The 12,389-nt window shown below is 45.5% G+C and carries 10 protein-coding genes; 4 read left to right on the top strand and 6 right to left on the bottom strand.

What is annotated here, in order from left to right; genetic code table 11:
- The first annotated feature begins 130 nt into the window (after positions 1-130).
- Positions 131-913: a siderophore-interacting protein gene (locus AB4274_RS07945; RefSeq protein ID WP_372111588.1), complete on the top strand. Its 783-nt coding sequence runs from the start codon at positions 131-133 to the stop codon at positions 911-913.
- Between the two features lie 133 nt (positions 914-1,046).
- Here AB4274_RS07945 and AB4274_RS07940 read toward each other — a convergent pair whose 3' ends face one another.
- The 6 genes from AB4274_RS07940 to AB4274_RS07915 form a co-directional block, all read right to left on the bottom strand.
- Positions 1,047-1,949, bottom strand: a complete 903-nt coding sequence (locus AB4274_RS07940; protein ID WP_372111585.1) for a multidrug transporter — start codon at positions 1,947-1,949, stop codon at positions 1,047-1,049.
- Between the two features lie 137 nt (positions 1,950-2,086).
- Positions 2,087-2,791: a phosphonate utilization transcriptional regulator PhnR gene (gene phnR, locus AB4274_RS07935; RefSeq protein ID WP_004730140.1), complete on the bottom strand. Its 705-nt coding sequence runs from the start codon at positions 2,789-2,791 to the stop codon at positions 2,087-2,089.
- A gap of 68 nt (positions 2,792-2,859) precedes the next feature.
- Positions 2,860-4,569: a putative 2-aminoethylphosphonate ABC transporter permease subunit gene (locus AB4274_RS07930; RefSeq protein ID WP_371704956.1), complete on the bottom strand. Its 1,710-nt coding sequence runs from the start codon at positions 4,567-4,569 to the stop codon at positions 2,860-2,862.
- 21 nt (positions 4,570-4,590) lie between these two features.
- Entirely contained in the window at positions 4,591-5,700 is a 1,110-nt protein-coding gene (locus tag AB4274_RS07925) for a putative 2-aminoethylphosphonate ABC transporter ATP-binding protein (RefSeq protein ID WP_004730144.1), read from the bottom strand.
- A gap of 227 nt (positions 5,701-5,927) precedes the next feature.
- Positions 5,928-7,349, bottom strand: coding sequence for an FAD-dependent oxidoreductase (locus AB4274_RS07920; RefSeq protein WP_372111582.1), 1,422 nt, complete (start codon positions 7,347-7,349; stop codon positions 5,928-5,930).
- A gap of 120 nt (positions 7,350-7,469) precedes the next feature.
- Positions 7,470-8,480, bottom strand: a complete 1,011-nt coding sequence (locus tag AB4274_RS07915; RefSeq protein ID WP_372111580.1) for a putative 2-aminoethylphosphonate ABC transporter substrate-binding protein — start codon at positions 8,478-8,480, stop codon at positions 7,470-7,472.
- Between the two features lie 367 nt (positions 8,481-8,847).
- On the opposite strand from AB4274_RS07915, the gene phnW reads away from it, so the two are divergent.
- The 3 genes from phnW to phnX all read left to right on the top strand — a co-directional run bounded on the left by phnW (position 8,848) and on the right by phnX (position 12,283).
- Positions 8,848-9,951 carry a 2-aminoethylphosphonate--pyruvate transaminase gene (gene phnW, locus AB4274_RS07910; RefSeq protein ID WP_372111577.1) on the top strand — a complete coding sequence of 368 codons (1,104 nt, stop codon included), beginning with the start codon at positions 8,848-8,850 and terminating at the stop codon, positions 9,949-9,951.
- Positions 9,951-11,372, top strand: coding sequence for an aspartate aminotransferase family protein (locus AB4274_RS07905; protein WP_372111574.1), 1,422 nt, complete (start codon positions 9,951-9,953; stop codon positions 11,370-11,372). The genes phnW and AB4274_RS07905 overlap by 1 nt, the downstream gene beginning before the upstream one ends.
- A 92-nt stretch (positions 11,373-11,464) precedes the next feature.
- On the top strand, positions 11,465-12,283 hold the full coding sequence (gene phnX / locus AB4274_RS07900) for a phosphonoacetaldehyde hydrolase (RefSeq protein WP_372111571.1): 819 nt from the start codon (positions 11,465-11,467) through the stop codon (positions 12,281-12,283).
- Positions 12,284-12,389: the final 106 nt, after the last annotated feature.

The raw sequence follows: 12,389 nt of genomic DNA, 5'->3' as shown, positions 1-12,389 counted from the left end.
GTTTCTCAATAGGATCTGTCGTATAAGTTAGGTAGTACATGTGTAAATCAAAGTAAATGATAACTATTAGTATTGAGTGTTTTTTAGTTCAGGATTATGATGTGGAAATCCAAATCTAAGAGAGCCTTATATGAGCAAGCCTAGCCCTATCACATTAACCGTTACTCAAACCTCAACAATTACTCCAAACATGCAGCGCATAACGCTTAGCGGTGAAGGATTAAGTAAATACCCAACAGAATGTGCCGGCGGCTACATCAAGCTTTTATTCTCGCCACTTGGCACGACTGATTTAAGCCAGCTAAACGAAGGTGAGCGCCCAACCATGCGCACTTACACCATTCGTCAGTACAATCCTGTAGAGCAGTGGATTGAAGTTGATTTTGTTCGCCATATCACTACAGATTTGCAATGTGGTTTTGCGGCTCGATGGGCAATGAACGCAAAAGTGGGTGACACGGTTTCAGTGGCTGGCCCTGGTTTAATTCAGGGGCTTAACCTAGAGTCAGACTGGTTCTTCTTAGTTGCAGACATGACGTCCCTACCTGCGCTTTCTGCAAAAGTAAAAACGCTCCCAGAAACAGCAACGGGGCACGCTATCATTCAGATCAACTCAGCAGCAGATAAGCAGGTACTTGAGACTCCTCAAGGTATCAAAGTAACCTGGTTGATTGAAGATGAAACCTCAGAGTCACTTTCACAAACCGTGCGCAACACAGAATGGTTAGAAGGTCAGGTTTCAATATGGACAGCGTGTGAATTTGAAAGCATGCGTGAGCTAAGACAATACTTCCGCAACGAAAAAGAAGTCGCGAAAGAGAACATCTACATCAGCAGCTACTGGAAACGTGGTGTCACTGAAGATGGCCACAAAGTGTTGAAACAGCAAGATGCTCAAGCTTTAGCGGGTTAAGTCTTTTACTACCTACAGCTTCTTACTAGATAAAGAGAAAACGCCCTTGACGAAGTTTGTATCGCTAAGGGCGTTTTTGATTTAGCTTAATATAGATGCCTCTGCACAAATATCCAATCGTTCCGGCGAGCTTTTAAGTCAATGAGATAACTAAGCCAGCAATAATTAGAGAGACGCCTACACCGCGAGTCGCGTGCCACTTTTCCTTTAAAAAGTAGAACCCCATCACTACGCCGAAGATGATACTTACTTGCCTAAGAGCAACAACCAAGCTGACGTTCTCAGTCATGGTCATCGCAAACAACACCAAACCATAAGTCGAAGCCATCATGATGCCGGCCACTGTGGCTCTCTTTCGCAGTATCCAAGCATTAGTAAACTCGATTCTTTGGTTGGTTACGAATAACCAAACACTGAGTGGAATCACAATCGCCCAAAACTGAATGCCTAGATAGAAAATCGCGGTGTGCTTGTTAGTTATAACTGGTGTGCTCAAAGGCTCGAGTAACAAAAGCGCTTCTTTATCAATGATGGAATAGCCAGTGGTACCAATGGCCGCGATCAACGCCCACAGTACGCCAAGGTTGAGATACGCTTTTAACCTAAGATCTGAAAACTGCTTAAGTGGTACAAACAAGCAGCCTAATGTTATTAAAGTGAACCCAATCCATTGATTAGGTGACAGCTCATAGCCTATCAACACCGTGCCTAAACCCACCATCAACACAGGCAGTGCCCGTGCCATTGGGTAAATCACACCGATATCAGCTTGTTTATAGGCCGCGCCTAACCCAATCAAATAGATGATTTGACAGATCCCACTCAAGAAAACCAGTTGCCAGAATGGAAGTAAGATATTTGACAGCCCTACACTGTGAACATACCAGATCAAGTAAGGCGTCAATATCGCGGCAGCGGCAAAGCCAGAGGCTAAAAAGAAAGACGAGCCCGAGCCTTGATTAGATTTACCTAGAACGTTCCAACCCGCGTGAAGCAAAGCCGAAATGATCACGATTACAATCGCAGAGAATTCCATTTCATTCCTAAATTATTGATGAATTAGCACAACGGCTGACAACAGGTGATAAAAAAGGCCTCCGAATAAGAGACCTTTGAGCGTTTCAATTGGGCAATCCTGCATAATTGCAGATATGCCAACGTTATAACGTATGACTAGCGCTCTAGCTGCGCGATTGACTCAATACTGATCGCGTCATGACGCCAATACTCAATATCACAGTCAATCAGGTCGCCGTTTTGGTTGTAGTTCACACGCTCTACGACCATTGCAGGAGAACCAGAAGTCGCACGCAGGGCTTGCGCGGTTTCGCCAAGCAAAGACGTTGTGCTCACTCGGTAACGGATCTTCTGATACACCACGCCAAAGTGCTCACGGTAGATGTCCGTCAACGATTTAGACAAGTCATAATCAAGCAAATTAGGGAACAGCTCAGGTCGAATGTAGTTGGTCACATACACAACCGGCCTATCTTCAAGATAACGAACTCTGTCGACTCGATAAACGTCCGAAAAAGGTTGTAACTCAAGAAGCCGAGTCGCCTCCTTGGTTGCTAACATGCCTTTCGCCGCCACCAATTCTGTTTTTGGCTTACGATTCTGCGACAAAGCCATATTCGTGAAGTTCAGTGTTTGTGTTGGATCGTAGCGCAGTGGCGCTGGAGAGATAAACCAACCACGTCGGTCTTCTCGATAAATTCGTCCTTCCGCTTCAAGTGAAGACAAGGCTTCACGTAACGTAACTCGTGTTGTATCAAACGATTCAGCCAGTTTGCGCTCCGCAGGCAGCTTCTGTCGTGGTGTTAACATCCCCGACTCTATCTGCTCTACGATGACGTCTTTGATTTTTACGTACTGCACTTCATTTCCTTTTATTCTTGTTCTTGTCGTCAGCCATTCCTTGGCCAACTGCAATATAAAATGGTTCGCTAGCGTTTGCGCCAAGCTTGGGTGCGCTTCTCGAATAACTTGTTGATTAACATATGAATCAACTTCGCGCTCGCTGCCGATATCATGATCATCACCGCCATGGCAGCTGCTGCACCCGTTTGTCCCGCATCATCCATATTCAGTACTGAAACTGACGCAGGTATCGTATCGGTAGAATACAAGAATACTACCGCAGATGTCGTGGTAAGTGCATTAATAAACAGGTATGTCGCAATATCTAAAATCGCAGGCAGACAAACGGGTACCGTCACCTTAAAGAACAGCTTGTATTGCGGTAGGTTAACCGAAGCCGCCGTCGCTTCTATTTCCTCAGGCAGCTGTTTTAATGCGGTTAACGCTGTCATGTGGCCGACTGTGTAGTAGTGAACCACCGTATTAATCACCAAGAACGCCATCGTGCCATACAAGAAGTTGAGTGGGTTACTCAAATCATTAAAGTAGAAGATATACCCCAAACCCAACACCATACCCGGAACGGCCATCGGTACCACACTGAGCATTTGCATTGCTTGACGAACAGGACCAAATGCTCTGCCCTTCTCAATGCAGTACGCGCCTAAGAAAATCAATACGGTACCGATGATCGCAGTCCAAGCGCCGAGGGTTAAAGAGTTGAAAAATGGCGTCCAACCATAAGTACTCATCTCTGCGAAGTTATAGTTATTTAGCGTTAGCGTTTTATTCCAAGGCCAGAAAGTGACCATAGATCCGTATATCGCCATGCCTAGCACGATAACAACAGCCACTGAAATTACGGTGCAATAGAGTAAACACACGCCATCACGTAGAGTGTTTGGCTCTGGTTGGTAAGCGACGGAGCGAGTATCAAACAAGCTCTTTTGTTTCTTTTGAACCCAGCGGTCAACGGTAAATGCAAGCAACGCAGGCAATAGCAATAGGATGCTAGTCACCGCGCCCATAGAGAAATTCTGTTGCCCTACTACCTGTTTAAAGATATCGGTAGACAGAACGTTGTAGCTACCACCAATCACCTTTGGCACACCAAAATCACAAACCACCAGCGTAAACACAACGATCAAGGTACTTATCAAGCCGTATTTTGCCGCAGGTAACGTCACCATGAAGAAGGTTTTTAGCGATGAAGTATTGAGTGCACGTGCCGCCTCATAAAGACGAGCGTCAGAGGTTCTCAATGAAGTAGTCAGAATCATTAAGGCGTGTGGAAACGTCCAGAATATCAGGCCCAGTGAGATACCAATCAAGCCGTACACCGAGTTACCACCTAAGACTTCTTTAGCGATACCTTGATTACCAAATAAGAAGATCAAACTGATCGCTGGTAGCAATGAAGGAGCCAGAATAGGCGCTGAACCTAGCACTTGAAAAAGCCCCTTAAAAGGCATGCATGAACGAGTCAAAGCATAGGCATAGCCAAACGCTAATACTCCCACGACAACGGTCACTAACAACCCAAGCGTGAACGTATTGCCTACCGACTGCCACAGGCTTTGAGAAGCAAAATACGTTGCGAAATTCTGTAATCCTACAAATTCTCCGTCTGCATTCTGAACGCTTTTTTTCAACATTGCCCATAGTGGCATCAGGATAAACAGCGTCATGAACACAGACAAAAAGGCCAACAGCCCAAATAGGATTACGTTGTCTTTACTTAATCGAGCAAGAAAAGGCTGTACTCGTCGTTGAATTAGCAGCTTAGATTGCATCATTTGAGTCGATTCCATGATTATTTACGCCGCCTCGTCTTTCATCACTTGCAGGCTTTTCGATGGGTAAGCTCTCAGGCCTTCTTGGTCAAACGCCACATAACGAATATCACTGCGACGCAGCTTCAATCGATTGAACTCTTTGACTGATACATCAACGATGATCTCTTTCGCCGTGGAGTCATGTTGCAATTGACACTCAACACGATAAAACGCCCCTAAGAATTCGCTTGATACGATTCTCACGGGTAATGACTCACTAAAACGATCCACAAACTGGATTTGCTCTGGACGAACGGCAATATCGAAAACATCACCAAGTTTTGGCGTGAGGTTATCTAAACCCGGCAACGGTAGCATCGACTCAGCAATACGTATCTTGCCTTGCGCTGCGACAGAAGCTTGAATGAAGTTCATGCTACCAACAAACTCAGCCACAAAACGACTGACAGGTTTTTGGTAGATCTCTTGTGGAGCACCGACCTGCTCGATAACACCATGATTCATCACGACAATACGGTCGGCCATCGTTAAGGCTTCATCTTGGTCGTGCGTCACCATGATAGTGGTGATACCCAACTTGCGTTGCAGTTGGCAGATCTCGTCACGCAGATGTGTTCTTACCTTCGCATCCAACGCAGAAAGAGGCTCATCGAGTAGCAACAAGCCTGGAGACAACGCTAACGCGCGAGCCAGAGCAACACGCTGCTGTTGTCCGCCAGACAACTGATTCGGATACTTTTGGCCAGACGTTGGTAAGCCGATGGTCTCTAACCAAGACTCAACCGTCTCAAGGGCTTCTTTGGTCGACATGCCTTGGTTTTTCAGACCAATCGCAATGTTTTCTTCCACAGTGAGATTTGGAAACAAAGCGTAAGATTGGAACACGATACCAAAGTCGCGCTTTTCTGGTGGCAAGAAGGTCGTATCATTACCGTTCTGCTCAATAGAACCTGAAGTTGGCAAGTCTAGACCTGCAATCGCACGTAATAAGGTGGTTTTTCCACAGCCGGACGGGCCAAGAAAGCAGACGAACTCGCCTTTATCTATCGATAGGGAGATGTCTTTTAACGCTGTAAATTGGCCAAATTGCTTTACAACGTTTTCAATATTCAAATAAGTTTGGTTGCTCATACTACAGCACTCTCTATATGGTATATACCAAATTTAAACTGAGAATATTGCAGTTGAGTGACAAATTTATAGTAGCTAAATGACAGTTATATTGCAGATATAATAAGCATTAAGGATTGCTATTTGTTCAGCATTCACAGTTCGTTCAACGTTGAAAGCCCTCAGTGACTTGCCCATAAATCACTGAGAGCCTTAATGTAAACTTCTAATTTAAACGCAAGATTAATCTATGATTCAACCTTGTCGGCTTTGCCCGCCGCACCTGCGAGTTTGGATAACTGTTTATCTAGCCACAATGGCGTGTTACCCGAATCTTCCGCGTTCTCTTTTCTTCGTACCGCATCACGCACCATCATCGCACCTACCCAACGAAATGGCTCTGGCGGGAAGTGTCCTAACGGGCCTTTAGTTAAACCGCTTCGTGTCCAAGCATTGTCGATATCGAGCACCTTTGCTGACAAAATCTTCCCGCCCATACGGGTTTGAGCAACGCCATTGCCTGAATAACCAAGCCCATAATAGATGTTGCTTTGGCCTTTTAGGTTACCGAAAAATGGCAATCCGGTAACCGAACGATCTGAGCCGCCAGACCAGTTGTAATCGAATTCACTTTGTTCCAATTTAGGGAACAGTTTTTGGAACGATTGATTGAGAATCGGCAGGTAGTTAGTCGTTTGGTTAAACATGCTTTCAACTTGATTGGCAAACGAGAATTTATTGCCGCCTTTGCCCAACATGAGTCGTCCGTCCTGGGTATCTCGGTAGTAGTGGACAAAGATACGCGAATCCACCACCGCCGCCCCTTTCTCTGGGCCAAACTTCTTGAGCTTTTCAGGAATGGGCTTGGTCACCACCATATCTGAAGAGACAACCACAATGCTGCGTTTGAACTCTTTGAAGTGATCGAGCATCCACGCATTGAGTGCCAAAATCACTTTATCCGCAAATACTGACCCGCCTTTGGTTTGAATTCGAGCGGGAGAGCCATAGTCGAGTGATGTCATCTCTGTGTTTTCGTGAATTTCGACACCCAGTTCAAGCGCGACTCGGCGCAAACCTCTAGCCAATAACGCTGGCTGCACACTACCCGCAGCTTCTGAGTAGTAACCCTCAATATGGCGTTCAGATCCCGCTTTATCAGCCAAAGAATTATCGCACTTCTTCCAGCTATTGATACCCTGCTTAACCAGCTCATTAACAACAGGCTCCATTCCACCCTTTTGAGCTTCATTGGTCGCCGTGTAGTAAGTTCCGCTGCGATATAGATGCGCGTCAATCTTGTGTTCGTTACAGAAGGATTCGATCTCGTATATAACCTTTTCCGATTCCTTAACCAACCATTTCGCTTGTTCTTTTCCATAGAGCTTTTTCAGCGTCGGATACTTGGTTGACCACGTCAGCATGCAACCGCCGTTCGCACCAGAAGCACCGCGACCACATAGGCCTTTTTCAATCACGACAACATGCTTTTCGGGTTGCTGTTGTTTGATTAAAATCGCCGTCCATAAACCCGTATAGCCACCGCCAACAATGGCGATATCACAGTTGACATCTTTTTGGAGCGGCTTAGCCGAATCTAGCCCCGCATTGATGTTGCCGAACTCTTGTTCCAACGCTTGCTTGAACCAATATGAGTAGTGCTTTGTCATTTGTTGTACCTTACTTAAAACCTGAAGGCGTAAAACTAAAAAAGGAAGACCGAAGCCTTCCTTTACTGATTTCTAACTTCTAATGAACTAAATAGTTAAGTAACTGACTAGGTCGTCAGATTAAGATTTTGGCTCTGATTTAGCGTCAAACTTGTCAGACCATGTTTTAAGAACGTCGGCACGTTCGCTGCCCATGCGAGCGAAGTCCATTTTTGCCATGTTCTTTTCTACATTAGGGAAGTTCTCTGCTTTGCCTGTCACATCTTTGTGACCAACAACTGGGTACATTTCGATGTAAAGCTCATTTGCCGCTTTAGAAATAGACCAATCGATAACACGTTGTGCTGCATCAGAAGGCTTAACAAGACCTACCGCTTCAGATTCCCAGCCGATGCCTTCAGGCGTAATCACTGAAAGTGGAGCGCCTTGAGTTTTCAGCTTAGCGCCACGGCTCGCCATAGAAATACCGATAGCGACTTCACCCATGCCCGCTTGAACACATGGCTTAGAACCAGAGTGCGTGTAGTGAGCGATGTTTTGGTCTAGCTTCTGCATGTAGTTCCAACCTTGGTCTTCACCCATGTTTTGTAGCCAAGCAGACACTTGCATATAACCCGTACCAGAAGACGCTGGGTTTGGCATCGCAATATGACCTTTGTAGATAGGCTTGGTTAGGTCATCCCAAGATTTAGGTGCTGGTAGGTTAAGTTGTTTCGCTACCGCTTCGTTGAAACAAACCGCATTGAAGAATGCATCGTTGCCATACCAAGCTTGAGTAGATTGCGGATCGTTGAGGTTTGAGCGCAGCGCTTCTACACCTTGAGGCGTATAAGGTTTCAGGACGCCCTCTTCTTTAAGCAATGCCATTGAAGAACCCGCAAGGCCCCACACCACTTCTGCACGAGGGTTGTTTTTCTCAGCTAATAATTTTGCCGTCATGATCCCGGTTGAATCACGAACCCATTTGATGTTGATGTCTGGGTTTTCGCTTTCAAAAGCATTTTTGTACTTCGCTAAGATGTCAGTTTCAAAAGCGGTATAAACCGTCACTTCCTGTGCCGCATAAGCGTTACCAGCTAATAGTGTGACTAATGCTGCAAGTGATCCTTTCATAAAACGGTTTTTCATCATTTTCTCCAGTCAGGCCCTACTCTAAAGTGAGAAGCTGCCAAAATTAAAAATTGCCAAAGTTAAAGTTGTTAAAGCTAGAAGCCCTATCGAGAGGCACCTATATTCAAAAATTCATTCCAGTTGTTGGCACACACCCCACATATTGGTATGTACCAGATTTCAATTATTAAGCTAACTGGCTTTTGTGACGATTAAATGAACGAAAAATGGCAATTTAAAGATCGAAAACTTTCTCAAGACAAGTGACCATTTTTAATATGAAGCTTTTGTGAAAATGATGTTTGGGCTATTTACGACCGTTTAAATTGGTTGTTAAAGTAGCTCTAAATATTGGTATAGTCCAAAATTAAAATCACGAGAGTTGAACATGAGAAACGAATACTTACTGCTGACACCGGGCCCTTTATCTACTTCTGAAACCGTTCGCCAAGCGATGTTAAAAGATTGGTGTACTTGGGATGATGAATACAACAAAGACGTTGTTGAAGTGATTCGTAGCAAGCTAGTGACTTTAGCGACTAAGCAAGCGGGATATACAAGCGTATTAATGCAAGGTAGCGGCACCGCTTCGGTAGAAGCAACAATCGGTAGCGTTATCTCTAAAAATGGAAAACTTCTTGTTGTTGATAACGGTGCGTACGGCGCTCGTATTGCTCAAATCGCAGAATACTTAAACATTCCATGCCATGTCGTTTCCCCAGGTGAAACATCACAGCCTGACTTGAACGAAATGGAAACGGCATTGGCCATGGATTCAGACATTACTCACGTTGCGATTGTGCATTGTGAAACCACGACAGGCATGCTGAATCCAATTGAAGACATTGCCAAATTGGCAAAACAGCACAACAAAACCGTCATTCTCGATGCAATGTCGAGCTTTGGTGGCATCCCTATGGATATCGCTGACTTAGGTATCGATTACATGATCAGCTCTGCAAACAAGTGCGTCCAAGGTGTACCGGGCTTCGGCTTTGTTATTGCTAAGCAATCGGAACTGGCAAAGTGCAAAGGCCAAGCTCGTTCATTAAGCCTTGATCTGTTTGACCAATGGCACTGCATGGAAAGCAACCACGGTAAATGGCGTTTTACCTCTCCGACGCATACAGTGCGTGCTTTCTATCAAGCTCTACTTGAATTGGAACAGGAAGGTGGTATCGAAGCTCGTCATAATCGCTACCAAACAAACCAAACCACACTGGTTGCAGGTATGCGCTCTCTTGGTTTTGAACCTCTGTTAAATGATGAACTTCATTCACCGATTATCACCTCTTTCTATTCTCCAACTCATAGCGATTACCAATTCAAGGAATTCTATGACCGTTTGAAAGAACAAGGTTTTGTGATTTACCCGGGCAAGGTTTCAAACGCCGACTGCTTCCGAATCGGTAACATCGGTGAAGTTTACCCTTCTGACATTGAAGCCCTCATTGGCTCAGTTAAAAACGCAATGTACTGGGACATCAAATAATGACGATGGCCAATCAAGATTCTGTTCTAAAGGCGACACACTTTCGAAGCGAAGGCGATGTGAACACCACGCCAGCGCGTGAGAAATGGAACGAGTCGCTAAACGATGAGGCGACTCAAGCGATGTTAAAACGCGACTCAGACGTGTTTCTTCATCAAGCGATGTCAACACCTTGCCTAGACACACTTGAAGCAGCCGAAGGCATTTACATTCAAGATGCGACTGGCAAAAAGTACATGGACTTTCATGGCAATAATGTCCATCAACTAGGTTATGGTCACCCTCACATCATTCATAAAGTGACTCAGCAAATGGCGTCATTGCCGTTTTCACCACGTCGCTTTACCAATGAAACAGCCGTTCAATGCGCTGAAAAGCTGACACAGATCTGCGGTGGTGAGTTGAACCGCGTGTTGTTTGCACCGGGTGGTACTTCGGTTATCGGCATGGCACTCAAACTGGCTCGACATGTCACCAACAACTTCAAGGTCGTTTCACTGTGGGACTCATTCCATGGCGCGTCACTGGACGCAATTTCAGTGGGTGGTGAAGCTTGTTTCCGCGAAGGCATGGGCCCGTTAATGGCTGGCGTAGAACGTATTCCACCAGCCGTCTCTTATCGTGGCGCTTTCCCGTTTAACGAGAATAGCGCAGTCAATGCAAACGAAACTGCATGCGACGTTCACTATGCCGACTATTTAGAGTATGTGATTGAAAAAGAAGGTGGCATTGGAGCCTTCATTGCCGAAGCAGTGCGTAACACAGACGTTCAGGTTCCAAGCAAAGCTTACTGGAAGCGCATCCGTGAGATCTGCGATAAGCATAACGTCATGTTGATCATCGACGACATTCCAAACGGTATGGTTCGTAGTGGCGAATGGTTCACTCACCAGGCCTTTGATATCGAACCTGACATTCTTTGTATCGGTAAAGGTTTTGGCGGGGGCTTGGTTCCAATTGCAGCCATGGTCACTAAAGACAAATACAACACGGCAGCGCAAGTATCACTTGGTCACTACACCCACGAGAAAAGTCCTATTGGCTGCGCGGCGGCACTGGCTACGATGGAAGTGATTGAGCAAGAAAATCTACTTGAAAAAGTACAAGCGGACAGCGCATTCGTGCGTGAACAACTGCTTCAAATGAAAGAGAAATACCCAGTCATTGGTGACGTTCGCGGCATCGGCCTGCTCTGGGGAGTGGAATTGGTCACTGACCATATCACCAAAAACCGAGCGTTCGATGAAGCAGAAGCAGTACTTTACCAATGTCTGAACGATGGCCTGAGCTTTAAGGTGTCACAAGGTAACGTGATTCAATTGAGCCCGCCATTGATCATCAGTCGCAGCGAGCTAGAAGTCGCTCTGTCTGTATTCGAAAAAGCGATAGCCAAAGTCTGCAAAGATTTTGAATACCTTTAATTCTCGAAATCAACATTTAAACCAATAACCTTAAACAACCATTTGTTTCCCAGAACTTTGAACTGGGAGTGACACAAAAATAGGACACTATTATGAACACGACATCACCTATCCAAGCGGTTATCTTTGACTGGGCCGGCACTATCGTTGATTTTGGGTCGTTTGCTCCAACTAGCATCTTCGTTGAAGCATTCAAACAAGGTTTCGACTTTGACATCGACTTAGCTGAAGCGCGTGAACCTATGGGGATCGGCAAATGGGACCACATCCAAGCAGTGGGTCGAATTCCAGCTGTTGACGCTCGTTGGAAGGCTCAGTTCGGACGCTCCATGACAAGTGAAGACGTTGACGCGATCTACGCGGCATTCATGCCTCTTCAAAAAGCGAAAGTAGCCGATCACGCAGCACCTATTTTGAATGCGATAGAAGTGGTCAATAACCTAAAAGAGAAGAACGTGAAGATCGGGTCTTGTTCAGGTTACCCACGTGAAGTGATGGATGTTTTAATTCCTGCTGCTGCAGATTACGGTTACCGACCAGATAACGTGGTAGCGACCGATGACTTACCTCAAGGTGGTCGCCCTGCTCCATTTATGGCACTGAAAAACGTAATCGATCTAGGTGTAACTAGCGTTGCTGCGTGTGTAAAAGTAGACGACGCAGCACCGGGGATCGATGAGGGTCACAACGCAGGCATGTGGACAGTTGGACTTGTATTATCGGGGAACGAAGCAGGCTTAACGTATCAAGAATATTTAGATGCAGACGAGACAACACTTGCAGCTGCACGTGAAAAAGCAAGCGTTAAGCTAAACAAATCAAACCCACACTACCTAATCGATACCATTGCAGACTTACCTAGCGTAATTGCAGATATCGAGAAGCGTTTATTGGCGGGTGAGCGTCCATAACGGTAATCACCTAGATTACCCAACCAAACATTCCGTACACATGAAAATGAAACCTCATATCGCCTAAAAATGATACGAGGTTTCTTCGTTTCCAACATTTGAGACA

Source organism: Vibrio sp. 10N.261.55.A10, from assembly GCF_041470825.1.
GTDB classification, from domain to species: domain Bacteria; phylum Pseudomonadota; class Gammaproteobacteria; order Enterobacterales; family Vibrionaceae; genus Vibrio; species Vibrio crassostreae_C.
This window is presented reverse-complemented; position numbering and strand designations above follow the sequence as displayed.